The following is a 23,297-nucleotide window of genomic DNA, read 5'->3' on the forward strand; positions in this document are numbered from 1 at the left end:
GAACCGTGTGACCTCACCAATTGCTTCCGACCGACGCGGACCGCTCGTGTACGTGGGTGCGTACACCCCCGACATGGAGGGTCGCGGCACCGGCATCACGGTGTGCCGACAGGACCCGGGGACCGGGCTGCTCGGCACGCCGTCCGCGGTGATCCCCGCGATCTCGCCGTCGTATCTGGCCCGGCATCCCTCGGGTCGCTTCCTGTACGCGGTGAGCGAGCGCGGCGGCGAGGGCGCGGTCGGCGCGTACTCGGTGCAGGACGAACGGCTGGTGCCGTTGGGCGAGGTGTCCACGCTCGGCGCGGGGCCGTGTCACCTCGCGGCCGATCCCACCGGGCGGTTCGTGGTGGTGGCCAACTACGGCGGCGGCAGTGTCACCGTGCACCCGATCGCCGACGACGGCACGCTGGGCGAGGCGGCGACGCACGTACGGCTGACCGGATCCGGGCCGGTGCGCGACCGGCAGGCGTCCTCGCACGCGCACCAGGTGACCTTCGCGGCCGGCGGCGAGTGGCTCGTGGTCTGCGACCTGGGCTCGGACACCGTGTACCACCTGCGCTTCGACGCCGAGGCGGGCACCATCGCCGAGGGCCCGAAGGTGACCCTGCCGCCCGGCACCGGGCCCCGGAACATCGCCTACGGGCCCAACGATCTCGCGTGGCTGGCGGGGGAGTTGAACGCGACGGTCACGCCGCTGCGCAGCGACCCGCGCACGGGCGCGCTCACCGTCGCGGGCAAGCCGTTCGAGCTCTCCGCGGGCGAGGGCGCGCCGTCCGGGATCGTCGCGGCGGCGGACGGGCGCTTCGTGTACGTGGCGAACCGGGGGCCGGACACCGTGTCGGTGCTCGCCGTGGACGGCGCGGAGTCGACCCTGGTCGAGGAGGTGCCCACCGGCGGCGCCTGGCCGCGGGACCTGGCCCTGGTGGGCGACGTGCTCTACGTGGCGAACCAGCGCGGCGACACGGTCACCGGGTTCCGCTGCGACCCGGAGTCGGGACGGCTCACGGCGCTGGGTGTCGCGCTCGAGACCGGGAGCCCGACGAGCGTGCTGGCCTAGCCGCTCACGAAACAATCCCGCGCGCCGGACGGATCGAACTCTCGGCCCGTCCGGCGCGTAGGCCCGGCTACAGGCCCAGGGACTTGACCGCCGCGACCAGGGGGGCCAGGTCGGAGCGCTGTTCGGCGTCCGCGAGGGATTCGCGCAGAGCCTTGTCGTGGGTGGGGCGCGCGGCGCCGAGCAGATCGCAGCCGGTCGTGGTGACCTCGGTGTAGATACCCCGACGGTCGGTGTCGCACAGGTAGCGCGAGAGCAGGCCGCGCTCCTCCAGGCGGGTGACCAGGCGCGTGGTGGCGCTCTGGCTCAGCACCACCGCGTCCGAGAGTTCGTTCATCCGCAGGTGGTAGCCGTCCTGCCGGCTCAACACGTCCAGGACCGAGAACTCGCGCACGCTCAGGTCGTGTTCGGCCTGGAGCGCGCGCTCGATGTGCGCCTCGATCCGATTGTGCAGCGCCGCGAGCGCGCACCAGCCCTGCGCGAGCGGCGGTTCGACGGCCTGCCTTTGTTGTCCCATGCGCTCAGGATACCTCCGAAGCGAAATAGCCCGCGTTTGCATTGATCGGCGTCTGCAAATATTGTCGACGCTTGTAGTCATCGGGACGCGGCGTTCGCGCCCGCCGTCCGCGCCGGCTCGTCCCCACCACTCGCACCACTCCTCGAAAGGGGTACTCCGTGCCTCTCGCACTGCTGGCCCTCGCCATCGGGGCCTTCGGCATCGGGACCACCGAATTCGTCATCCTCGGCCTGTTGCCCGAGGTCGCGGGCACCTTCGACGTCTCGATCACCACCGCCGGGCTCCTGGTCAGCGGCTACGCGGTCGGTGTGCTCGTGGGTGCCCCGCTGATGACCGTCCTGGGCACCCGGGTCTCGCGCAAGCGCATGCTGATCCTGCTGATGGCGCTGTTCGTGCTGGGCAACGCGCTGACCGCGCTGGCCCCCGCGTTCGGCGTGATCATGCTCGGGCGCGTGGTCGCCTCCTTCACCCACGGCGCGTTCTTCGGGATCGGCTCGGTGGTGGCCGCCGACCTGGTCGCACCGGAGAAGAAGGCCGCGGCGATCTCCACCATGTTCGCCGGCCTGACCCTGGCCAACGTGCTCGGCGTGCCGCTGGGCACGCTGATCGGCCAGTCGGTGAGCTGGCGGCTGACCTTCCTGCTGGTCGCCGCGCTCGGCGTACTGGGCGCGGTGGGCATCGCCCGGCTGGTCCCCGAACAGCCCAAGCCCGAGGGCGTGCACCTGCGGCACGAACTCGCGGTGTTCCGCAACGCGCAGGTGCTGCTCGCGATGGGCATGACGGTGCTCGGCTTCGGCGGCGTGTTCGCCGCGCTGACCTACGTCAAGCCGATGATGACCGACGTCGCGGGCTTCTCCGAGGGCGCGGTCACCTGGCTGCTCGCCGTGGTCGGCCTGGGCATGCTGGTCGGCAACTGGGTCGGCGGCCGGCTGGCCGACCGACACCTGATGCCGCTGCTGTACGGCTCGCTGCTCGCGCTCGCGGGCGTGCTGGCGCTGTTCACCGTGACCGCGCACGACCGGACCGCGTCGGTGATCACGCTGTTCCTGATCGGCGCGCTCGGCTTCGCCACCGTGCCGCCGCTGCAGAAGCGGGTGATGGACAACGCCGCCGGCGCGCCGACGCTGGCCGCCGCGGTCAACATCGGCGCGTTCAACCTCGGCAACGCGATCGCCGCGTGGCTGGGCGGCCTGGTGATCGACGCGGGCCACGGCTACGAGTCGGCGAACTGGGTCGGCGCCGGTCTGGCGCTGGGCGCGCTGGCCCTGGCGGTAGTGGCACACGGCCTGGAACGGCGTGCGCCGGCCCGCTCGCGGGTGCCGGCCGCGCACGTCCCCGGTGTGCGGACCGCGCTCAGCGGGCAGAGCGGGCAGGGTGACTCCGTCGTCGCGGATCGAGCGGCCGAGCGGCCCGCTCGACTCCCCGGCTGACGCCGCACCGCGCACGCCTGTCCCCGCAGCCGCCCCCACCCCCGCACCCCGCCCCCTGACGAAGGACGATTCGAACCATGAGCGCCACCCCCGTGCCCGACATCACCCTGAACAACGGCGTCACCATCCCGCAGCTCGGCTTCGGGGTCTTCCAGATCGAGAACGACGAGGCCGGCGCGGCCGTGGCGACCGCCCTGGAGGTGGGCTACCGGAGCATCGACACCGCCGCGGTCTACGGCAACGAGGCGGGTGTCGGGCGGGCCCTGGCCGCCTCCTCGGTGCCGCGCGAGGAGGTGTTCGTGACGACGAAGTTGTGGAACACCGCCCAGGGATACGACTCGGCCCTGGTCGCGTTCGACGAGAGCGTGGGCAAGCTCGGCCTGGACTACGTGGACCTGTACCTGATCCACTGGCCGACCCCGAACCGGGACCGCTACCTGGACACGTGGCGGGCGTTCGAGAAGCTGCTCTCCGACGGCCGGGTGCGCGCGATCGGCGTGTCCAACTTCCAGCCCGACCACCTGACCCGACTGCTCGAACACACCGCCCTGTTGCCCGCGGTCAACCAGGTCGAGCTGCACCCCTACCTCCAGCAGGGCAAGGTGCGCGGCTACGACCGGGCGCACGGGATCGCGACCGAGGCGTGGAGCCCGCTGGGCCAGGGCGGCGACCTGCTCAAGGACCCGGTGATCGCCGAGGTCGCCGGCGCGCACGGCAAGTCGGCCGCCCAGGTGGTGCTGCGCTGGCACCTGCAACTGGGCAACATCGTGATCCCCAAGTCGGTCACGCCCTCGCGGATCCGGGAGAACCTCGAGGTGTTCGACTTCGAGCTGACCGCGGACCAGCTGACCGCGATCAACGCCCTGGACCGGGGCGGGCGGATGGGACCGGACCCGGACACCCTCAACTGAGCCGCGGCTCAGCGGCGTTCCGGCTCCACCAGCGCCGGGTGCGCGGGATGGTCGTAACGCACCAGCAGGTCGGCCTCGGTCGCGGGCGCGATCTCCTCGGCGTAGCGGGCCAGCGCCGGCAGTGTCCACGCCTGCTCGTCGGGAGTGCGCCGGCGCAGCGCGCCCGGGGACAACCACAGGTGCACGCTCAGGTCCAGCGGCAGCCCCTTGCCCAGCAGCAGCGGCCCGTCCAGGAGCAACACCCCGCCCTCGGGCAGCGTGGTGTACGCGGCCCGGGTGGCCCGGTCCCGGGCCGCGTCCCACAGGCTCGGCAGGACCCGACCGGTTCCGCCCGCACCCAGCGGGTCCAGCACCTCCCGGCGCAACCCGGCGTCGTCCAGCCAGCCCCACAGGTAGGACTCCGCGTCGGTGTGCCCGTACTCCAGGCGCACCGACGCGGGGCGCAGGAAGTCGCGCGCCCGCACCCGCAACACCGGCCGGCCGAGCAGCCGCAGCGGGTCGACCAGCGCGTCGGCGAGGACGCCGGGTTCGGCCGCGTCCGCGCCGTCGACGGCCACCCGCGTCCACGGGTGGGCGCCCGCGCGGCGGGTGATCGCGTCGACGAGTTCGTCCACCAGGCCGGCCGGAGTGACCGGTCGCGCGCTCACCATCGGCGGGCCCGCCGCGGCCCGTTCGGTTCGATCATGGTCACATTCTGGGCCGACCCGGGTGCGCGCCCTCAGTCGCCCCGCGGCTCGCGTTCGAGCGTCGCGTCGACGGTGATCCAGTCCGGCGGCATGTACGGGGGCGTCTTCCAGAAGATGTCCAGTCGGACGATCAGGCCCTCGTCGTTCAGTTCGAGGTAGTTCGCGAACCGCATCACCAGCAGGTCGTCCTCGGGGGCCGGGCGGATCGACTCGACCGCCTCGTTGAACGCGTACCGGCCGTCCTCGCTGAGGAAGGTGAACCGGGAGCGCAGTTCGTGCTGCGCCATGCGGCCGGTGACGGTGGAGACGAAGCGCAGGTAGGCCTCCTTGCCCTCACAGGTGTCCTCGGCGTTGTCGCGCATCCCCACGCGCACGAAGTCGTCGGCGAGCGTGGACGCCACCAGGTCCCAGTCGTGCGTGTCCACGCCCTGCCAGAAGTTCTCGACGGTGCGCCTGCGGGCTTCCAGGTCGTGCTGTTTCTCGGTCATGGGCGGACGGTAGTGCGGGTCGTGATCGAGATCCAGAGATATCTGACGGTCCGTCAGTACGAAATGGGCTACCCGACGGGCAGCGCCGGCATCCGCGGCGCCGGTACGTCGGGCATCCGCACGTTCGGCGGCGGGACCTCGATGAAGCCGCCGGAGATGCCCTGGTGCACGCCGGCCACGGCGGGTCGAAGTTCGCCCAGGACGTCGTCCTCGTCGACCTGCCCGAACCGGCTGGTGTCGCTGGTCAGGGTGTCCGCGCGGCCGTCCGCGAGCGCGGGTGCGGCAAACCCGAGCGCGAGCAGGCCGGCGGTCGCGGCGGTGGCGAGGAGTGTGGTCACGCGCATGGGATCTCCGTTGGTCGGTGCCCGTACGCGGTGTGCGTACGGGCACCAGCGAACGGAACCCGGTGCTCCGAGTGGGGGAACCTCACTCGAACGAGGGCGTGTCGCTGGCCGTGGCCCGCCCGGTCACCCGCGCAGCGGCGTCACCAGGCCGGCCGCGAGCACGCCGGCGGACAACGCGCGCGAGTCGCCGGAGCGCGCGTACACGTCCACCGCGGTGTCCACGAGCTTGATCACGTGTTCGTCGCCGTGCGCGTGCGCGAGGTCCATCGCGGCGGCCGGATCGCCGGCCGGCGCGGGCGTCCCGGGCGCGTCCTCGCGGGCCATGTACACCGCGAAGACCGCGCCGGCGGTGGCCCACGCGGCCTGGTACGAGGGGATCCACAACTCGGGCGGCAGCGCGGGCAACACGCGCAGCACCGCACTGGGCGCGGTCACGCCGTGCACGTTCATCACCGCGTCGCCGTGTCCTCGACGCAGGTAGCGCAGGGTGGCCGCGTGCACCGTGTCGGCGAGCAGCGCCCGGGCCTCCTCCGGGGTGCCGGCCGGGCGCACCGACAGGGTCGCGGTCAGCCACTCGTCCCAGCCGGCCAGGAAGGTCAGCCGCCGGCTGATGTGGTCCTTCTCGCCCACCGGCAGCGGCGGTACCGCGTCCAGCGCCTCGAACGGCGTGCGGCCCCCCGCGAGCCGCGGCAGTTCGGGCAGCGCCAGGTTGCTCGACGCGAAGTACGCCATCGCATGCGCGAACTCGGCGAGCCGGACCGGGCTCTCGCCCGCGTCCAGCAGCGCGCGGACCGCGTGTCCGACCCGGATCACACCGTGCGTGGCGCCGCCGGGCAGTCCCGGGAGCAGTCGCGGCCACCACAGCGCGAGCACCTCGCGCCACGGCCGTTCGGCGATCTCGTCGACGAACAGCGCGATCCAGTCCCCGTCGCGGGCGTGGTCGCCCAGCGCCTCGCGCCACGCGTCCTTGGCGATCCGCTCGGTCGGGCGGGTCGGCGGTTCCAGCCGACGGGTGTAAACGTCCAGCCAAGCGGGCACGGCTTCCCACTGGCCCGAGTGCACGAGCGCCTCGACGGCCATCGGTCCGTGATTGGACAACTTGTCGTCGAACTCGGAACCGGTGCGATGCAGACGTTCGAACGCTTCGTCCAAGGTTTCGGCGGCCTGCTGATGCATCGTCGACTCCTTCGGTGTGTTTCGAGTGAATCGGGGCTCCGGTTAGGACAGTTGAGTCTTGCCTAACTTGCCCTGCCTCCGACGAGAAGCATAGGGTCGAGTACGTCACCGCAACCACTGCGCAGGAGGAACTCCCGTGGCCGACACGGTCTACACGCTCCCCGACCTCACCTACGACTACGCCGCCCTGGAGCCGCACATCAGCGGCGCCATCATGGAGCTGCACCACGACAAGCACCACGCCGCGTACGTGACCGGCGCCAACACCGCCCTCGAGCAGATCGCGGAGGCGCGTGACAAGGAGGCCTACGGCACCATCTCCAAGCTGGAGAAGGACCTGGCCTTCCACGTCTCGGGTCACGTGCTGCACAGCCTGTTCTGGACCAACCTCGGCCCGACCGGCAACGGCGAGCCCACCGGTGACCTCGCCGAGCAGATCGGTGTCGACTTCGGCGGCTTCGAGCAGTTCCGCGCGCACATGACGCAGACCGCGATGACCGTGCAGGGCTCGGGCTGGTCCGTCGCCGCGTGGGAGCCGCTCTCGCAGCGCATCGTGGTCACCCAGGTCTACGACCACCAGGGCAACATCCCGCAGGGCACCGTGCCGCTGCTGGCGATCGACGCGTGGGAGCACGCCTTCTACCTCCAGTACAAGAACGTGAAGGCGGACTTCTTCAAGGCCGTGTGGAACGTCTTCAACTGGGACGACGTCGCGACCCGCCTCGCCGCCGCCAAGGGCGCCTGAGGAACGGCGTTCGGTCCAGGGTCGCGCGGGTGTTCCCCGTGCGGCCCTGTCCGACGTCGGCGAGCGTGTCGGCACCGCCGGCACGTGGTGGGAGTACGCACTCGGGGACTCGGGGTGGACGAGAGGGGCGAGCGGTGACCGAGCAGGACGCGTTCGCACTGTTGCCCGAGACCCGGCGCGAGATATTGCGGCGCCTCAAGGGCGCGGGCGAACTGCGCGCGGAGGAATTGGCCGACGCGGTCGGGATGACCGCGAGCGGCATGCGCCAGCAACTGGCCGGACTGGTCGCCGAGGGCTACGTGACGCACCGGCAGGTCCGACTCGGACCGGGCCGGCCCAAGCACGTGTACCGGCTGACCGCGGCCGGTGAGAATCTGTTCCCCCGGCGCTACGGCGACCTGGTGGGAGACCTCCTGGAGACCGCGCAGGCCGAGGAGCCCGGTTTCGTGGACCGGCTGTTCGACCGCCGACGCGAGCGGCGCCTGGACCGGGCCCGGGCCCGGACGACCGCGCCGGAGCTGGCCGACCGGGTGGCCGCGATAGCCGCGATCCTGGACGAGGACGGCTACCTGGCCGCCGCGGAGCCGTTGCCGGACGGCGGCGGATGGCTGATCGTCGAGCAGAACTGCGCGATCTTCGACGTGGCGGTGCGGTGTGGCACCGCGTGCTCCTCGGAACTGGCCTTCCTGCGGGAGGCGTTGCCGGACACCGAGGTGCGGCGGGTCAGCCACATGGTGGCGGGCGCGCCGCATTGCGCGTACGAGATCCGTCCGGTCGAGTAGCGGGCGAGCGCTCGTCGATCGGGGCCGGTGGCCTCTCGATCGGCCTTCGGGTGCGCCTTTCGTTCGGCCCTCGGTCGGACTTCGGTCGCGCTTCTCGGTGGTCCCTCGGTCCGGCCTTCGGGCGCATCTCCTGGTTGTCCCTCGGTTGGCCCGATCCTTGCGGTGATTGGCTGTCCGGCCGGTAGGTGGGCGGTCGTCGGATCGGCACGCTGGGAGCGCGTCGCCGATCGCCGGCGGCCGAGGCGGGCCCGACCCGTCGAGAGGGTGAGGAGCACGGCCATGACCGAGACCACCGACGCGCCGCGGATGCGGGCGATCAGCCAGGACGTCGCCGGTGGGCCGGAGGTGTTGCGGCTGGTCGAGGTGGCTCGGCCGGAGCCGGGGGCGACCGAGGTGCTCGTGCGGGTACAGGCCACGAGCGTGAATCCGGCCGACTGGAAGACCCGCGAGCGGGGTGTGTTCCGGGACGGCACCGAGCCGCCGTTCACCCTCGGCTTCGACGTCGCCGGGGTGGTCGAGGCGGTCGGTGCGGGGGTGACCGTACTCGCCCCGGGCGACGAGGTGTTCGGCATGCCGCGCTTCCCGCACCCGGCCGGCGCGTACGCCGAGTACGTCACCGCGCCCGCCCGGCACTTCGCGCTCCGTCCGGCCGGTCTGGACCCGGTACGGGCCGCCGCGCTGCCGCTCGCGGCGCTGACCGCGTGGCAGGCGCTGGTGGACACCGCGAACCTGCGGTCCGGGCAGCGGGTGCTGATCCACGCGGCGGCCGGCGGCGTCGGGCACCTGGCCGCACAGATCGCCAAGGCGCGCGGCGCGTACGTGCTGGGCACCGCGAGCGCGGCCAAGCACGAGTTCCTGCGCGGGCTGGGCGTGGACGAGCCGATCGACTACACCCGGGTGGACTTCGCCGAGACGGTGCGGGACGTGGACGTGGTGCTGGATCCGATCGGCGGCGCGTACGCGGCGCGTTCGTTGGCGACCCTGCGCACGGGCGGCACGCTGGTCTCGATCGTGCCGCCGGACGACACGTTCCCGGTCGCGCGGGCCCGGGAGGCAGGTGTGCGGGCGGTGTTCATGCTGGTCGAACCGGACCTCGCGGGGCTGCGCGAGATCGCCGCGTTGGTGGCCGCGGGTCGGCTGCGGGTCGAGGTCGCCGCCACGTTGCCGCTGGCCGACGCGGCGAAGGCGCACGAACTCGGCGAGCGAGGGCGCACGGTCGGGAAGATCGTGCTGACGGTCGCCGACTGATCCGCGCGCCGAAGTCGGTCAGCGGCCCGCCGGGGTGTCCTCGGCGAGTCGTGCGCGCAGGGTGGGCTTGCTGACCTTGCCGGTGCCGGTGACCGGGAGGGCGTCGGTGAACACGACGCGACGCGGGATCTTGAAGCCCGCCAGGTGTGCGCGGCACAGGTCGACGAGGGTGTCGGGGTCGATCGAGCGTCCCGACACCGGGACCACGACCGCGACCACGCGCTCGCCCCACCGGGTGTCCGGTTCGCCGACCACCGCGACGTCGCGGACGTCCGGGTGCGCGCGCAGCACCGCCTCCACCTCGCGTGCGCTGACGTTCTCGCCGCCGGTGATGATCACGTCCTTCTTGCGGTCCAGGACGTACAGGTAGCCCTGGGCGTCGAGCCGGCCCAGGTCGCCGGTGCGGAACCAGCCGGCCGCGAACTCGCCGGTGTCCACCTGCCAGTAACCGTCCGCGACCTGCTCGGACCGGACCGAGATCTCGCCGGTGGCGCCGGTCGGCAGCGGCCGACCGGCGTCGTCGACGATCCGGATCTCGACGCCCGGGCCGGGTCGGCCGGCGGCGGCGAACAGCTCGGGTCGGTGGTCGGCGGCGCTCAGGAACACCGCGTTGCCGGAGAGTTCGGTCATGCCGTACCCCTGGCCCAGGGCGCAGCCGAGCAGCCGGTCCATCCGGCGGATCAGCTCGGGGGTGATCGGCGAGGCGCCGTAGCTGATCGCGCGGATCCGCTCGCGCAGCCCGTCGCCGGCGCGGACGTGGTCCAGCAGGGCGTCGATCATGGTCGGCGCCAGCGACAGGTTGGTGACGTCGAACTCGCGGACCACCGATGCCAGTTCGGCCGGGTCCCAGCGGTGCAGGACGACCACCGGGCGGCGCGCGATGTGGTGGGCGGGTACCTGGTAGCCGGCCACGTGGGCGAGCGGGAAGGGGGTCAGCACGACGGTGTCGGACTCGACCGGTCGGCAGGCGAGCGAGCCGCGCATCGCCGCGATCAGGCTGCGGTGGGTGAGCCGCACACCCTTGGGTCGGCCGGTGGTGCCCGAAGTGAACAGCAGCCACGTCAGCGCGGTCTCGTCGCCGGCGGCGGTGAACTCGGCCCCGTGCGTGGCGGTGTCCGCGACGGCTTCGCCCAGTTCCAGGGTCGAGCCCTCGGGCCGGTCCAGCCGGGCGGTCAGGTCGGCGTCGCCGAGCAGCAGTTCCGCGCCCGAACGGGCCAACTGGTCGGCCCACTCACGCGGGTGCAGCCGAGGATTGAGCGGGACCAACACCCGGCCGGCCCATGGGACGCCGTAGTAGGCGGCCACGTACTCGGCCCGATTGTGCGCGAGGATCCCGACCCGGGCACCGGGGGAGGTCCGCCGCGCGACGCGGGCGGCGAGCGCGCGGGAGCGGTCGGCCAACTCGGCGAAGGTCCACACGGTGTGCGCGCCGGCGGGCGCGTGGGTGGTGGGCCCGCCGGATGCGCCGGGCGTGCGGGGGGTGTGCGCGGGGACGATCAGGGCGGTGTGGTCGGGCACCTCCCGAGCCGCGTCGACCAGGATCTCGTGCAGCAGCATCGGGCCTCCCTCGTTCTCGCGGGGACGCTATCGCAGGCGCGGGGCCGGAGCTCGAACGGGTGACCGGGCGATGGGCGCTCCGATCGTGGATGTCGCCCGCCCGGACGTCGGGAATGCGGCAGGATCGGTGGGGTTCGGCCGCGTTCGGCGCGGTCGCCGTCGATTCGGAGGGGCACGCTCGATGAGCACTACGCACCAGGCCGCCAACGCCGATCGCTTCGCGGAATTCCGGGCCCTGCACCAGGCCGAGGCACCGTTGTTGTTGCCCAACGCGTGGGACCACGCCACCGCGGCCGCGCTGGTCGAGCGCGGGTTCGCGGCGATCGGGACGACGAGCCTGGGGGTGGCGATCGCGGCCGGCAAGCCGGACGGGGTCGGCGGGACGCGGGAGGAGACGGTACGGCTCGGGGTGGGCATCGCGCGGCTTCCGGTGCCGGTCAGCGTCGACATCGAGGGCGGCTTCGCCGAGCGCCCGGAGCAGGTCGCGGCGTTGGGCGTCGAGCTGGTGCGGGCCGGGGTGGCCGGCGTCAACATCGAGGACGGGCGGGCCGACGGCTCGCTGACCGATGCGGACCACCAGGTCGCGGTGATCGCCGCACTCAAGGAGGCCGCACCGACGCTGTTCGTCAACGCGCGTACCGACACGTACTGGGCGGGCGGTCCGGGCGCCTCGCTCGACGAGACGACGCGGCGGATCCGGGCGTACCGGGCGGCGGGCGCGGACGGCGTGTTCGTACCCGGGCTCCAGGACGAGGCCGCGATCGAGACCCTGGTGGGCGCCACCGACGCGCCGCTGAACATCCTGTACAGCCCGACCGGTCTGTCCCGGGCCCGGCTCGCGAAGCTGGGGGTTCGGCGGATCAGCACGGGTTCGCTGTTGTTCCGGGTCGCGGTGCAAAGCGCGGTGGATCTGGCCTGGGCGGTCGCGCACGACGAGGAGGCGGCACCCACCGGTGCGCCGACGTACGCGCAGGCGCAGGCGATGTCGGAGGTCTATCGGGCCGACTGAGCGCTCGGCCGGAGCGGGCCTGCCGGTCGCGGGGTGCGTGGGTCGCGGGCGGTGGACGTCATACTGCTGGTCGGCGGGCCGGGAGCGGCCCGGCTCGACCCGGCAGGCCCGATCGTGAAAGACCTGATCTCGATGACGCTGCACGTTCCGCCGTCCACCACCCCGGATTTCCAGGCCTTCTGGCAGGAACGACACCTGTGTCTGCTGGTCACCCACCGTCCCGACGGCACGCCGCACCTGGTTCCGGTCGGCGCCACCTACGACCACGTGTCCGGGATCGCGCGGGTCATCTCGGACGGCGCGAGCAGGAAGGTCCGCAACGTGCTGGCTGCGGGTCCGGGTGCCAGGGTCGCGATCTCCCAGGTGGACGGGAGGCGCTGGTCCACGCTCGAGGGCGGCGCGAGGATCGCCGGTGACGCGGAGGCCGTCGCCGAGGCGGTCCGGCGGTACACCGAGCGCTATCGCGAGCCGCGGGTGAACCCGAATCGTGTGGTGATCGAGATCGCGGTGACGAAGCGGATGGGGACGGTGTAGCGCGCACCGGCTCGGGCGCCGGGCCGTCGGGGCGTAGCCTGCCGGGGAGTGTGGACGTGCCGATGGAGTGTGGACGTACCGATCCGAACGGGGATGCATCGATGATTCAGGTTGCCGTGGTCACCTTCGACGGCTTCAACGAACTGGACAGCTTCGTGGCGGCGGCCATCGTCAACCGCTGCCGCAAGGACGGCCTGACGGCGTACATCACCACGCCCGCCCCGACCGTCACCTCGATGAACGGCGTCGAGATCACCGGGCAACGCCCGCTCGACTTCATCCCGGAAGCCGACGTCGTGCTGATCGGCAGTGGCATCAGGACGCGTGACGTCGTCGCGGACGACGCGCTCCTCGCGGCGCTGCCCCTGGACCCGACGCGTCAGCTCATCGGCTCCCAGTGCTCGGGCGCCCTGGTCCTGGCCCGCCTCGGCCTGCTGACCGACCTGCCCGCCTGTACGGACGCGACCTCCCGCCCGTGGGTCGAGGCGGCCGGAGTCGAGGTCCTGGACGCCCCGTTCCACGCGTCCGGCAACATCGCCACGGCCGGCGGCTGCCTGGCCTCCCAATACCTGGGCGCCTGGGCCATCACCCGCACCCTGGGCGAGTCCCACGCCCGCGCCGCCATCGACTACGTGGCCCCCGTCGGCGAAAAGCAGACCACGGTCGACCACATCTTCACCGTCCTCACCGCAGCCGAACCCCTGACAACCACCTGACGGCCCCCGCGCCCCGAGCGCGGCCAGCCACGCTCCCACCCCCGTGCCTCGCGCGTGGTCGCCCGCGTCCTTCGGGCATACCAGGTATCGGGGGGTGGGGTTTGGGGGAGTCGGGACAAATGCTTGGGGGTGATCTTGTGGGGTCGGGGGATTGGGGTGGGTGCCGGGGGCGGGTGAGGGTGGTGCGTATGGACTTGGATCTCGATGAGTTGACGGCGAAGGCATTGCGGCGGGAAGTACCGTCCCGGGACGAGGCGTTGGCCGTTCTGGGCGGTGCGCACGAGGTACTGGACGTGGTGGCCGCCGGGGCACGCGTGCGGCGGCGCTTCTTCGGCCGGCGGGTGAAGCTGAACACGATCATCAACATGAAGAGCGGGCTGTGCCCGGAGGATTGCTCGTACTGCTCACAACGCCTCGGGTCGGCGGCGGAGATCCTCAAGTACTCGTGGATCACCCCGGAGGAGGCCGCCAAGACGGCCGATCAGGCGGTGCGAGCGGGGGCGAAGCGGGTGTGCCTGGTGGCGAGCGGGCGTGGGCCCGGCAACCGGGACATCACCCGGATCGAGGACACCATCGCCGCGGTGAAGGAGGGCAGCCCGGACGTGGAGATCTGCGTCTGCCTGGGTCTGCTCGCCGACGGCCAGGCCGAACGCCTCGCGGCGGCCGGGGCGCACGCGTACAGCCACAACCTCAACACGAGTGAGGCGCGGTACTCCGACATCTGCTCCACGCACACCTTCACCGATCGCACGGACACCCTCCGACGCGCCGGTACGGCGGGTCTGTCGCCGTGTTCCGGGGCCATCTTCGGGATGGGCGAGTCGGATTCCGACATCGTCGATCTGGCCTTCGCGCTGCGCGAGTCGGATCCGGATTCGGTTCCGGTGAACTTCCTCATCCCGTTCAAGGGCACGCCGCTGGCGGAGAACTGGGAGCTGACCCCCGAGCGTTGCCTGCGCATCCTGGCGTTGTTCCGCTTCTTCTTCCCCGATGTCGAGGTGCGGTTGGCGGGTGGACGCGAGATCCACCTGCGGAGCATGCAACCGCTCGCGCTGCATCTGGCCAACTCGATGTTCCTGGGCGACTACCTGACCAGCGAGGGCCAACCGGGCGCGGACGACCGGCAGATGATCGCCGACGCGGGCTTCGTGATCGAAGGGGCCGACGAGCAGACCCTGCCGGACGCCCGGCACGACCTGGTGGCGATCCGCCGCCGGGGCGCGGGCAGCGACCTTCCGCCGAACGCATGAGGGCCGACAGCGGGGGCGGCCTCGATGCGATGGCGGTCGTCGGCGGGCAGGCCGGGTCGCGGACCGAGCACCCGGACCCGACGCCGAACCGAGTCGGACGGGCGGACCTGACCCCCGGCCAACTGCTCGACCTCGACCGTGAACACGTGTGGCATCCGTACGCCCCGATGCCCGGCACCGGACGCCCGCTGCTCGTCGAGTCGGCCGCGGGAGTTCGCCTGCGGTTGGCCGAACCGGTGGGCGGTGTCAGCGAGTTGGTGGACGGCATGTCGTCGTGGTGGGCGGCCGTGCACGGCTACGCGCACCCGGTGATCGACGCGGCGATCCGCGAGCAGATGGGGCGCATGAGTCACGTCATGTTCGGCGGACTCACCCACGAGCCCGCGATTCGACTGGCGCGCACCCTGGTGGAGATCACCCCGGCGCCGCTGCGGCACGTCTTCCTGGCCGACTCCGGATCCATCTCGGTGGAGGTCGCGATGAAGATGTGCCTCCAGTACTGGCGGGCCCGAGGTCGCGCCGACAAGCGGCGCCTGCTCACGTGGCGCGGCGGGTACCACGGCGACACGTGGCATCCGATGTCGGTGTGCGACCCGGAGGGCGGGATGCACCGGTTGTGGCAGGGGAGGTTGGCCGAGCAGGTGTTCGCCGACGCGCCGCCGAGCGGGTTCGACCCGGCCTACGTCGAGCACCTGGACGCGGTGCTGACTCGTCATCGGGACGAGGTCGCGGCGGTGATCGTCGAGCCGATCGTGCAGAACGCGGGTGGCATGCGCTTCCATCCCCCGGAGTACCTGCGCGCGCTGCGCGACCTGTGCACCGCCCACGACGTGCTGCTGATCTTCGACGAGATCGCCACCGGATTCGGCCGCACCGGCGAGTTGTTCGCCGCCGACCACGCCGGCGTCAGCCCCGATGTGATGTGCCTCGGCAAGGCGTTGACCGGCGGCTACCTGAGCATGGCCGCGACGTTGTGTACGGAGGAGGTGGCGGCCGGCATCGCCGCCGGCGAGTCCCCGGTCCTGGCCCACGGGCCCACCTTCATGGGCAACCCGCTGGCCGCCGCGGCCGCGAACGCCGCGCTGGGCCTGTTGCTCGACCAGGACTGGCGGGCGAACGTCGGCCGCATCGAAGCCGGCCTCGTCGAGGGCCTGGCTCCGGCCCGCGCGCTCCCGAGGGTCGCGGACGTGCGGGTCCTGGGTGCCATCGGCGTCGTCCAACTCGACCATGAGGTCGACATGGCGACGGCCACCCGGGTGGCCGTCGAACACGGCGTCTGGCTCCGGCCGTTCCGCGATCTCGTCTACACGATGCCGCCGTACATCACCTCGGACGCCGACCTGCGACGGATCACCGCCGCCGCCACCGCCGTTGCCGCGGTGGCCTGACCCGATCCCGATCCCGATCCCGAGCGCGTGCGGGGCGCCCACGTCCCAGGCCCCACCGGGTCGCCCCGCACGCGCGACCCACCCCGCGCGGATCGGCCGGTGCCGAGCGCACCTCCGGTCGCCTAGGAGAGCAACCCCGCCGCCCGCAGCCGGCGTTCGACGGCGGGCCAGGTCGGCTCGACCGGATTCGAGCGGTGGGTGCCGGTGTCCAGGTCCTTGAAGCCGCTCGACGTCGCGACGCAGACCACCGGGCCGTCGATCGGGCCGTGCCCGCGCAGGCCCGCGAGGCCGGCCGCGGCGGAGGCCTCCACCCACAGGCCCTGGCGGCTCAACTCCGAACGGGCCGAGGCCAGTTCGGCATCGGTGACGAGCAACGCCCGACCGCCGCTGTCGCGGAGCGCGAGCACGCCCCGGTAGCCGCCGACGGAGCAGTCGATCGCGTAGGCGGTGGTGTGGCCCACCGGGACGTGTGCGGCCGGGGCCCCGACGCGCATCGCCTCGGCCAGCGGCCCGCCCGCCGCCGGCTCGCACGCGAACATCCGCGGGGTGCGGTCGGTCAGGCCCAGACGGCGCAGTTCGGTGAAGCCCTTCCACACGCCGAACAGCAACTCGCCGTAGCCGGTCGGGACGAACACCGCCGCCGGTACCCCGAGTTCGGCGTGGATCTCGTACGCGATGCTCTTGTAACCCTCGGGGCCGAAGGCATGGCCGGTGTGCGTGCCGGTGAGGTTGCTCAGCGGGTGGAAGCCGAGGCGGTCGACGATCTCGCGCATCAGGCCCCACCGCGCCTCGGCCGGCACCGACAACACCGTCGCGCCGTACGCGTTCAGGAACGAATCGACCGCCGCGGGCGCGCCGGTGGACGCCAACACCACGGCCGGCAGTCCGGCCCGGGCCGCGAACGCGGCCGCCGACGCGCCGTGGTTGCCCGAGGAGGACACCACGACGCCGGGCGCGCCGACCGCGACGGCGGCGGAGACCGTACAGCGGTTGATCCGGTCCTTGTGGCTCCAGGTCGGGTTGCGCGACTCGTCCTTGACGTACACCCCGTCGCCGAAATCGATCAGCGGCGTGTCGCCCTCGCCCAGGCCGGGCGCGAGCAGCGGCGGCAACAGCGGCGCCCAGCGCTCCAGTCCGCGCCGGCGGCCCGCCGCCCGCTCGAACAGCTCGGGCTCGACCCGCTCGTACGCGTAGTCGACCTCGACCGGATACGCGATCTCGTCCGTGCTCGTCGCCGGACAACCGGCGATCAGCGGCGGCCACAGCGGGTACGTGATCGCCGGATCCCCCAGCGAGCGCTGCACCGTGGCCAGGGAACCCGCCGCGGCGGGAGGGGTCGACGAGTCTTCGAAGGCGATCATCACCATCGAGCCTACGACCCGGTTCCCGTCGGGCCCACGACCCGGTTCCCGTCGAGCCTACGAGCCGGTTCCCCTCGGCGACCGCACCGCGTGCCAGTCGTGGGTGTCGGTCAGGTTGGCGTCCGCCTGCCGGGCGGCCTCGACCGGGTCGCGCTCGCGCAGCGCCAGCAGCAGGTCCTCGTGGCCGCCCGGATTCGCGCCCTGGTAGTCGGGGTCGGTCCAGGAACCGGCCACCGACTCGCGCACCGGCCCGGACAGGTTCCGGTACAGCTCGGCCAGCAGGGGATTGTGCGCCGCGTCGGCGACACCGAGATGGAACTCCCAGTCGGCGGCCAGCCACGCGTCGAAGTCGCGCTCGTCCCACGCGGCCCGGCGCCGGCGCAGCGCGCCCTCGAGCACGGTCAGGTCGGCTTCCTCGGCACGGATCGCGGCGAGTCGGGCGGCCTGGAGGTCGAGCGCCTGGCGCACCTCCAGGACCAGCCCGATGTCGCTGCCGCCGTACAGCCGCTCGACGGCGCCGGAAAGCTCGCTGACCGCGCGCACGTAGGTGCCGTCGCCCTGGCGCACGTCGAGCAGGCCCGCGTGCGCGAGCGCGCGGACCGCCTCGCGGACCGTGCCCCGGGCCACCTGGAGTCGGGTCATCAACTCCGGCTCGGGCGGGATGCGGCTGCCCACCGGCCAGTCACCGGAGGTGATGCGCTCCCGCAGCCGGGCGATCACCTCGGCGGACAGCGCCGGTCGGCGCACCGATTCGAGGCTGCTCATCGGAGGGGCTCCTGACCTGGGACGTCGAGGCGACCTGCGACGTCGAACCGAACAGGATCAGGATACATCCGATGATCGGACGTCACTCGATGTCGACGCTCCGTCACCTGGACAGGATTCATCAGACGTCTTACCTTTGACCCATGACTTCCACAGCCTCCGTAGCCGCCGGCGCGCCCTTGGCTCCGACCACTGATCCGGCCGGTCGTACGCGTGCCGCGTGGCTGGCCGGCGTGGGCATCGTGCTGATCGCGTTCAACCTGCGGTTGGGCATCAGCAGCGCCGCCGCGCTCCTGGAGGCGCTGCGCGACACGCTCGGCTTCGGCTCGGTGACCGCGTCGCTGCTGCCGACCCTGCCGACGCTGTGCTTCGCCGCCGCCGGGCTGACCGCGGCGCCGCTGGCCCGCCGGTTCGGCACCGAACGAGCCGTCCTGGTGGCGCTGTTCGCGCTGGCCGCCGGGCTGGGCATCCGGGTCGTGCCGAGCACCTGGGCGCTGCTGACCGGAACCGTGCTGGGCATGTCCGGCCTGGCCGTGGGTAACGTGCTGCTGCCCGCGTTGCTGCGCGCGCACTACCCGCACCGCGTGTCGGTGCTGACCGGGGTGTACACCACGGTGATGGCGCTGGGCGCGACGCTGGCCGCCGCGATCGCGGTGCCGGTGGCGGACGGCCTGGACTCGCCGTCGCTGGGGCTCGCGGTGTGGGCGCTGCCGGCTGTGGCCGCGCTTCTGGTGTGGTCGCTGGTCCGGGCGCCGCACGCGCTCACCGCCAAGGCCGGCCCCGCCGCGTACGTGTCGCCGTGGACGATGGCGCGCACCCGGCTGGGCCGACTGGTCACGGCCTACTTCGCGCTCCAGGCGCTGAACTGCTACGCGCTGGTCGGCTGGTTGCCGACGCTGCTCTCCGACGAGGGGATGAGCAGCGGCAAGGCGGGCGCGATGCTCGCGATCACCCAGGGGGCGGGTATCCCGGCGACCTTCACGCTGCTCGCGTTCGTGCGGGCCACCGGGCGGCTGCGGCCGGCGTTCGTGGTGGTGTCGGTGAGCATGCTGATCGGCTTCGTCGGCCTGCTCGTGGCCCCCGTCGCGCTGCCCGTGCTCTGGGCGGCGGCGGTCGGCCTGGGCTTTTGCTCGTTCCCGCTGGTGCTTTCCGTGATCGGCGGCAGCGGCACCGGCGCCGCCGAGACGACCGCGCTGTCCACGCTGGCCCAGTCCCTGGGCTACGCGGTCGCCGCGACAGGCCCGTTCGCGCTGGGCCTGATGCACGGCGCCACCGGCGGCTGGAGGGTGCCGATGGCCGCACTCGTGGTCACCGCCGTCGGCCAACTCCTGGTCGGCCTGGTCCTGTCCGGCAACCGCGGCGCGCACACCGCACCCGAGCCGGCGCAACGTTCCGCCCGATCCGCCGGCTGACCGCGAAACCGCGCACGACGCGCGCGCGGGTGCCCGAGGTACGCGACCTCGGGCACCCGCGCGGTGGGTGCGGCCGATCTAGAGGATCTCCGCCGCCGGCTGGGCGAACTGCGAGGCGTACAGCCGCGCGTACGCCCCCTCGGCCGCCAACAGCGTGTCGTGTGTGCCCTGTTCGACGATCGAGCCGGACTCCATCACCAGGATCACGTCGGCGTCCCGGATCGTGGACAACCGGTGGGCGATCACGAAGCTGGTCCGGCCCCGGCGCAGCGAGTTCATCGCCTTCTGGATCAGCACCTCGGTGCGGGTGTCCACCGAACTGGTCGCCTCGTCCAGCACCAGGATCTGCGGTTCGGTCAGGAACGCCCGTGCGATGGTGAGCAGTTGCTTCTCGCCCGCGCTGAGATTGCCCGCCTCGTCGTCGAGCACGGTGTCGTACCCGTCCGGCAGGGTGCGCACGAAGCGGTCGGCGTGGGTGGCCCGGGCCGCCGCGACCACCTGCTCGCGTGAGACGTCGCCGACGCCGTACGCGATGTTGTCCGCGATCGTGCCGCCGATCAGCCAGGTGTCCTGGAGCACCATGCCGATCGGCGCGCGCAGGTCCTCGCGGGCCATCGTGGCGATGTCCACGCCGTCCACGGTGATTCGACCGCCGGTCACCTCGTAGAACCGCATCAGCAGGTTGACCAGGGTGGTCTTGCCCGCGCCGGTGGGACCGACGATGGCCACCGTCTGGCCCGGGTGCACCTCCAGGTCCAGGTCCTCGATCAGCGGCTTGGCCGGGTCGTACCGGAACGAGACGCCCTCGAAGGCGACGTGCCCGGTCACCTTCTCGATCCGGGCGGGCGGCTCCGGGTCGGGGGACTGCTCCTTGGCGTCGAGCAGCGCGAACACCCGCTCGGCCGAGGCGACGCCGGACTGGAGCAGGTTGGCCATCGAGGCCACCTGCGTGACCGGCCCGTTGAACTCGTACGAGTACTGGATGAACGCCTGGATGTCGCCGAGCGTCATCGCGCCGGAGGACACCCGCAGGCCGCCGATCACCGCGATCAGCACGTAGTTGAGGTTGCCGACGAAGGCCATCGCGGGCTGGATCAGACCGGAGATGAACTGCGCCTTGAAACCGGCCGCGTACAGCGCCTCGTTGTGCTTGTCGAAGACCTCGGCGGATTCCTTCTGCCGACCGAACACCTTCACCAGCGCGTGTCCGGTGTACATCTCCTCGATGTGCGCGTTGAGCTTGCCGGTACTGGACCACTGCTTGACGAACTGCGGTTGTGCGCGCTTGCCGATCAGCATCGTGACCAGGATCGAGGTGGGCACGCTGATCAGCGCGACGAGCGCGAGCAGCGGCGAGATCCAGAACATCATCACCAGCACACCGACGATGGTCAGCACCGAGCGCACGATCTGGCCCATCGCCTGCTGGAGGGTCTGCGCGATGTTGTCGATGTCGTTGGTGGTGCGCGAGAGCACCTCGCCGCGCGGCTGCTTGTCGAAGTAGTTCAGCGGCAACCGGGACAGTTTGGTCTCGGCTTCCTCGCGCAGCCGGTAGGTGGTGCGCTGGACGATCGTCGCGGTCAGCCGGCCCTGCGCGAAGGCGAACAGCACCGAGCCGACCACGACCGCGAAGGTGGCCAGCAGGATGGTCCGCACGTGCCCGAAGTCGATGCCGTCGCCGGCGACGCCGGTGAAGATCGCGTCGGTGGCCTTGCCGAGCAGTCGCGGGGTGAGCACGGAGAGGCCGACGCCCGCTATGCCGCACACGAGCAGGGCGTACAGCCGGGTGCGCTCGGGGGCCATCATGCCCAGCAGGCGGCGACCGGACGCCTTGAAGTGCATCGACTTCTCGGTCGGCGCGCCGCCCATCATCCGTGCGCCCGGTCCGCCGCCGGGCGGCGGACCGGGGCGGCGTTGCGGGACGGCGGCCTCGGTCGAGTCGCCGGATTCGGTGGTCTCCTCGGTGGTGGTCACGCCGCCTCCTCCTCGGTGAGCTGGGACAGCACGATCTCGCGGTAGGTGTCGTTGCCGGCCATCAACTCGCGGTGCGTGCCGGTGCCGACCACGCGGCCCTCGTCGAGCACCACGATCCGGTGCGCGTGTCGGATGGTGGCCACGCGCTGCGCGACGATCACCACGGTGGCCTCGGCGGTCTCCTCGACCAACGCCGCGCGCAACGCCGCGTCGGTGGAGTAGTCCAGTGCGGAGAACGAGTCGTCGAACAGGTAGATCTCCGGCTTGACCACCAACAGCCGGGCGATGGCCAGGCGTTGTCGCTGGCCGCCGGAGACGTTGCCGCCGCCCTGGGCGATCGGCGCGTCCAGCCGCTCGGGCAGCGCCTCGACGAACGCGCGGGCCTGTGCGATCTCCAGGGCCCGCCACAGGTCCTCGTCGGTGGCGTCCGGGTTCCCGTAGCGCAGGTTGGAGGCGATGGTGCCGGAGAACAGGTACGGCTTCTGCGGCACCAGTCCCACCGTGCGGGACAACAGCGCGGGGTCCAACTCGCGGGTGTCCACGCCGCCGACCAGGACCGCGCCGCCGGTCACGTCGAGCAGGCGCGGGATCAGGCTCAGCAGCGTGGTCTTGCCGGCGCCCGTGCTGCCGATCACCGCGGTGGTCTCACCGGGACGGGCGATCAGGTCGATGCCACGCAGTACCGGCTCCTCGGCGCCGGGGTAGCAAAAGCTCACGTCGCGCAGTTCGAGCCGGCCGTGCGCGTGCAGCGCGGTCACCGGCGCCTCGGCCACGGTCAGGCTGGTCTCGGTGTCCAGCACCTCGGTGATCCGGTCCGCGCAGACCGACGCGCGCGGGATCATCATGGTCATGAAGGTGGCCATCATCACCGACATCAGGATCTGCGCGAGGTAGCTGAGGAAGGCGACCAGCGCGCCGATGTCCATCGAGTCGGCGCCGATCCGGTGGCCGCCGATCCACACGATCACGATCGCCGAGGTCTCCCACACCAGCAGGACCGACGGGTACATGAAGGCCATCAGCCGGCCGAGCGAGAGCGAAACGTCGCGGATCTCGGCGTTGGCGTCCGCGTACCTGGCCTGTTCGTGGCCGTCCCGGCCGAACGCGCGGATCACCCGGATCCCGGTGATCTGTTCGCGCATGATCCGGTTCACGTTGTCGATCCGGCCCTGCAGGACGCGGAACAGCGGTGGCATCGCACGCACGATCCAGCCCACGGCCAGGACCAGCGCGGGCACGATGATCAGGAACAACAAGGACATCGGGACGTCCTGGTTGACCGCCATCAGGATGCCGCCGAAGCACATGATCGGCGCGGACACCATCAGGGTCAGCGCGAGCAGGGCCAGCATCTGGACCTGCTGCACGTCGTTGGTGGTGCGGGTGATCAACGACGGCGCGCCGAACTCGCCGACCTCGCGCGCGGAGAAGGTCTGCACCCGGTTGAACACCGCCGCGCGGATGTCGCGGCCCACGCCCATCGCGATCCGCGCGCCGAAGTACACCGCGATCGCCGCGCAGACGATCTGGACCAGGGTCACCCCGATCATCGCGGCGCCGACCCGCAGGATGTAGCCGGTGTCGCCCTTGACCACGCCGTTGTTGATGACGTCGGCGTTGAGGGTGGGCAGATACAGGGTGGCGAGTGTCTGCACGAGTTGCAGCAGCACCACCAGAGCGATCGGTTTGGCGTACGGGCGCAGATGCGCGCGCAGCAGGCGGATCAGCACGAGGTCCTCTTCGGGTCGGAGGAGTACAGCCGACCTGGGGCACGAGCCGTACACGGGCGCGGGGTGGGCCCCGTGCGGGGCGCCGGACCCGGGTGCGGGTCGAGGGCGCGGCGCCGAGGCGGGTTCTGTCCTCGACCGTAGTGCCCATCGAGGGGGTGGTCGATCGGATTGTGCCGACCGTTCGGTCGAGGCCGCGCCGAGTCCGCGGCGGCGGTCGAAG

General features: G+C 72.0%; 22 protein-coding genes. 12 read left to right on the forward strand and 10 right to left on the reverse strand.

Annotated features, from left to right (window positions below; translation table 11 throughout):
* Positions 1 to 7 precede the first annotated feature (7 nt).
* Positions 8 to 1,057 (forward strand): lactonase family protein, encoded by a 1,050-nt coding sequence (locus OG948_RS31095; RefSeq protein WP_406299621.1) that lies wholly within the window; start codon positions 8 to 10, stop codon positions 1,055 to 1,057.
* Positions 1,058 to 1,124: 67 nt separating this feature from the next.
* Here OG948_RS31095 and OG948_RS31100 read toward each other — a convergent pair whose 3' ends face one another.
* Positions 1,125 to 1,571, reverse strand: a complete 447-nt coding sequence (locus OG948_RS31100) for a MarR family winged helix-turn-helix transcriptional regulator (protein WP_406299622.1) — start codon at positions 1,569 to 1,571, stop codon at positions 1,125 to 1,127.
* A 158-nt stretch (positions 1,572 to 1,729) separates the two neighbouring features.
* Here OG948_RS31100 and OG948_RS31105 point away from each other — a divergent pair, with 158 nt between their 5' ends.
* Together OG948_RS31105 and OG948_RS31110 are read left to right on the forward strand one after the other, a co-directional pair.
* Positions 1,730 to 3,001 (forward strand): MFS transporter, encoded by a 1,272-nt coding sequence (locus tag OG948_RS31105; RefSeq protein WP_406299623.1) that lies wholly within the window; start codon positions 1,730 to 1,732, stop codon positions 2,999 to 3,001.
* Between the two features lie 77 nt (positions 3,002 to 3,078).
* Positions 3,079 to 3,912: an aldo/keto reductase gene (locus OG948_RS31110; protein ID WP_406299624.1), complete on the forward strand. Its 834-nt coding sequence runs from the start codon at positions 3,079 to 3,081 to the stop codon at positions 3,910 to 3,912.
* Positions 3,913 to 3,920: 8 nt separating this feature from the next.
* Here the strand turns inward: OG948_RS31110 and OG948_RS31115 are convergent, their stop codons facing one another.
* The 4 genes from OG948_RS31115 to OG948_RS31130 all read right to left on the reverse strand — a co-directional run bounded on the left by OG948_RS31115 (position 3,921) and on the right by OG948_RS31130 (position 6,606).
* On the reverse strand, positions 3,921 to 4,562 hold the full coding sequence (locus OG948_RS31115) for a uridine kinase (protein ID WP_406299625.1): 642 nt from the start codon (positions 4,560 to 4,562) through the stop codon (positions 3,921 to 3,923).
* A gap of 68 nt (positions 4,563 to 4,630) precedes the next feature.
* Complete coding sequence (locus OG948_RS31120) at positions 4,631 to 5,086, reverse strand: nuclear transport factor 2 family protein (protein ID WP_395865639.1); 456 nt, start codon at positions 5,084 to 5,086, stop codon at positions 4,631 to 4,633.
* Between the two features lie 68 nt (positions 5,087 to 5,154).
* Positions 5,155 to 5,430, reverse strand: coding sequence for a hypothetical protein (locus OG948_RS31125; protein ID WP_406299626.1), 276 nt, complete (start codon positions 5,428 to 5,430; stop codon positions 5,155 to 5,157).
* A 123-nt stretch (positions 5,431 to 5,553) separates the two neighbouring features.
* On the reverse strand, positions 5,554 to 6,606 hold the full coding sequence (locus OG948_RS31130) for a hypothetical protein (protein WP_406299627.1): 1,053 nt from the start codon (positions 6,604 to 6,606) through the stop codon (positions 5,554 to 5,556).
* Between the two features lie 136 nt (positions 6,607 to 6,742).
* Here OG948_RS31130 and OG948_RS31135 point away from each other — a divergent pair, with 136 nt between their 5' ends.
* The 3 genes from OG948_RS31135 to OG948_RS31145 all read left to right on the forward strand — a co-directional run bounded on the left by OG948_RS31135 (position 6,743) and on the right by OG948_RS31145 (position 9,381).
* A complete protein-coding gene (locus OG948_RS31135) occupies positions 6,743 to 7,351 on the forward strand; it encodes a superoxide dismutase (protein WP_020549884.1) in 609 nt (202 codons plus the stop codon).
* A 134-nt stretch (positions 7,352 to 7,485) separates the two neighbouring features.
* A complete protein-coding gene (locus OG948_RS31140) occupies positions 7,486 to 8,133 on the forward strand; it encodes a helix-turn-helix transcriptional regulator (protein ID WP_395865633.1) in 648 nt (215 codons plus the stop codon).
* 279 nt (positions 8,134 to 8,412) lie between these two features.
* Positions 8,413 to 9,381: an NADP-dependent oxidoreductase gene (locus tag OG948_RS31145; protein WP_406299628.1), complete on the forward strand. Its 969-nt coding sequence runs from the start codon at positions 8,413 to 8,415 to the stop codon at positions 9,379 to 9,381.
* Positions 9,382 to 9,399: 18 nt separating this feature from the next.
* Here the strand turns inward: OG948_RS31145 and OG948_RS31150 are convergent, their stop codons facing one another.
* Complete coding sequence (locus OG948_RS31150; RefSeq protein ID WP_406299629.1) at positions 9,400 to 10,938, reverse strand: class I adenylate-forming enzyme family protein; 1,539 nt, start codon at positions 10,936 to 10,938, stop codon at positions 9,400 to 9,402.
* A 181-nt stretch (positions 10,939 to 11,119) separates the two neighbouring features.
* Here OG948_RS31150 and OG948_RS31155 point away from each other — a divergent pair, with 181 nt between their 5' ends.
* The 5 genes from OG948_RS31155 to OG948_RS31175 all read left to right on the forward strand — a co-directional run bounded on the left by OG948_RS31155 (position 11,120) and on the right by OG948_RS31175 (position 15,835).
* Positions 11,120 to 11,947, forward strand: coding sequence for an isocitrate lyase/phosphoenolpyruvate mutase family protein (locus OG948_RS31155; protein ID WP_406299630.1), 828 nt, complete (start codon positions 11,120 to 11,122; stop codon positions 11,945 to 11,947).
* A gap of 132 nt (positions 11,948 to 12,079) precedes the next feature.
* Positions 12,080 to 12,481 carry a pyridoxamine 5'-phosphate oxidase family protein gene (locus OG948_RS31160; RefSeq protein WP_406300378.1) on the forward strand — a complete coding sequence of 134 codons (402 nt, stop codon included), beginning with the start codon at positions 12,080 to 12,082 and terminating at the stop codon, positions 12,479 to 12,481.
* 101 nt (positions 12,482 to 12,582) lie between these two features.
* Entirely contained in the window at positions 12,583 to 13,197 is a 615-nt protein-coding gene (locus tag OG948_RS31165) for a DJ-1/PfpI family protein (protein ID WP_395865624.1), read from the forward strand.
* Between the two features lie 188 nt (positions 13,198 to 13,385).
* Positions 13,386 to 14,447: a biotin synthase BioB gene (gene bioB / locus OG948_RS31170; RefSeq protein WP_406299631.1), complete on the forward strand. Its 1,062-nt coding sequence runs from the start codon at positions 13,386 to 13,388 to the stop codon at positions 14,445 to 14,447.
* A gap of 167 nt (positions 14,448 to 14,614) precedes the next feature.
* Entirely contained in the window at positions 14,615 to 15,835 is a 1,221-nt protein-coding gene (locus OG948_RS31175) for an adenosylmethionine--8-amino-7-oxononanoate transaminase (protein ID WP_406300379.1), read from the forward strand.
* Positions 15,836 to 15,957: 122 nt separating this feature from the next.
* Here OG948_RS31175 and OG948_RS31180 read toward each other — a convergent pair whose 3' ends face one another.
* Entirely contained in the window at positions 15,958 to 17,196 is a 1,239-nt protein-coding gene (locus OG948_RS31180; protein ID WP_406299632.1) for a pyridoxal-phosphate dependent enzyme, read from the reverse strand.
* Positions 17,197 to 17,253: 57 nt separating this feature from the next.
* The gene (locus OG948_RS31185; RefSeq protein WP_406299633.1) at positions 17,254 to 17,961 is read right to left on the reverse strand and encodes a FadR/GntR family transcriptional regulator; all 708 of its coding nucleotides are present in this window, start codon (positions 17,959 to 17,961) and stop codon (positions 17,254 to 17,256) included.
* 143 nt (positions 17,962 to 18,104) lie between these two features.
* On the opposite strand from OG948_RS31185, the gene OG948_RS31190 reads away from it, so the two are divergent.
* Positions 18,105 to 19,373, forward strand: a complete 1,269-nt coding sequence (locus tag OG948_RS31190) for an MFS transporter (RefSeq protein ID WP_406299634.1) — start codon at positions 18,105 to 18,107, stop codon at positions 19,371 to 19,373.
* A gap of 78 nt (positions 19,374 to 19,451) precedes the next feature.
* Here the strand turns inward: OG948_RS31190 and OG948_RS31195 are convergent, their stop codons facing one another.
* Both OG948_RS31195 and OG948_RS31200 read right to left on the reverse strand, forming a co-directional pair.
* Positions 19,452 to 21,347 carry an ABC transporter ATP-binding protein gene (locus OG948_RS31195; protein WP_406299635.1) on the reverse strand — a complete coding sequence of 632 codons (1,896 nt, stop codon included), beginning with the start codon at positions 21,345 to 21,347 and terminating at the stop codon, positions 19,452 to 19,454.
* Positions 21,344 to 23,077, reverse strand: coding sequence for an ABC transporter ATP-binding protein (locus OG948_RS31200; protein ID WP_406299636.1), 1,734 nt, complete (start codon positions 23,075 to 23,077; stop codon positions 21,344 to 21,346). The genes OG948_RS31195 and OG948_RS31200 overlap by 4 nt, the downstream gene beginning before the upstream one ends.
* Between the last annotated feature and the right edge of the window lie 220 nt (positions 23,078 to 23,297).

It is taken from the genome of Embleya sp. NBC_00888 (assembly GCF_045207655.1).
Taxonomy (GTDB): domain Bacteria; phylum Actinomycetota; class Actinomycetes; order Streptomycetales; family Streptomycetaceae; genus Embleya.

Coding starts and splice junctions, on each gene's coding strand:
- OG948_RS31125 (WP_406299626.1), bottom strand. CDS start 5,430: ATGCGCGTGACCACACTCCTCGCCACCGCCGCGACCGCCGGCCTGCTC.
- OG948_RS31110 (WP_406299624.1), top strand. CDS start 3,079: ATGAGCGCCACCCCCGTGCCCGACATCACCCTGAACAACGGCGTCACC.
- OG948_RS31150 (WP_406299629.1), bottom strand. CDS start 10,938: ATGCTGCTGCACGAGATCCTGGTCGACGCGGCTCGGGAGGTGCCCGAC.
- bioB (WP_406299631.1), top strand. CDS start 13,386: ATGGACTTGGATCTCGATGAGTTGACGGCGAAGGCATTGCGGCGGGAA.
- OG948_RS31180 (WP_406299632.1), bottom strand. CDS start 17,196: ATGATCGCCTTCGAAGACTCGTCGACCCCTCCCGCCGCGGCGGGTTCC.
- OG948_RS31160 (WP_406300378.1), top strand. CDS start 12,080: ATGACGCTGCACGTTCCGCCGTCCACCACCCCGGATTTCCAGGCCTTC.
- OG948_RS31165 (WP_395865624.1), top strand. CDS start 12,583: ATGATTCAGGTTGCCGTGGTCACCTTCGACGGCTTCAACGAACTGGAC.
- OG948_RS31120 (WP_395865639.1), bottom strand. CDS start 5,086: ATGACCGAGAAACAGCACGACCTGGAAGCCCGCAGGCGCACCGTCGAG.
- OG948_RS31130 (WP_406299627.1), bottom strand. CDS start 6,606: ATGCATCAGCAGGCCGCCGAAACCTTGGACGAAGCGTTCGAACGTCTG.
- OG948_RS31145 (WP_406299628.1), top strand. CDS start 8,413: ATGACCGAGACCACCGACGCGCCGCGGATGCGGGCGATCAGCCAGGAC.
- OG948_RS31100 (WP_406299622.1), bottom strand. CDS start 1,571: ATGGGACAACAAAGGCAGGCCGTCGAACCGCCGCTCGCGCAGGGCTGG.
- OG948_RS31185 (WP_406299633.1), bottom strand. CDS start 17,961: ATGAGCAGCCTCGAATCGGTGCGCCGACCGGCGCTGTCCGCCGAGGTG.
- OG948_RS31190 (WP_406299634.1), top strand. CDS start 18,105: ATGACTTCCACAGCCTCCGTAGCCGCCGGCGCGCCCTTGGCTCCGACC.
- OG948_RS31175 (WP_406300379.1), top strand. CDS start 14,615: ATGCCCGGCACCGGACGCCCGCTGCTCGTCGAGTCGGCCGCGGGAGTT.
- OG948_RS31155 (WP_406299630.1), top strand. CDS start 11,120: ATGAGCACTACGCACCAGGCCGCCAACGCCGATCGCTTCGCGGAATTC.
- OG948_RS31115 (WP_406299625.1), bottom strand. CDS start 4,562: ATGGTGAGCGCGCGACCGGTCACTCCGGCCGGCCTGGTGGACGAACTC.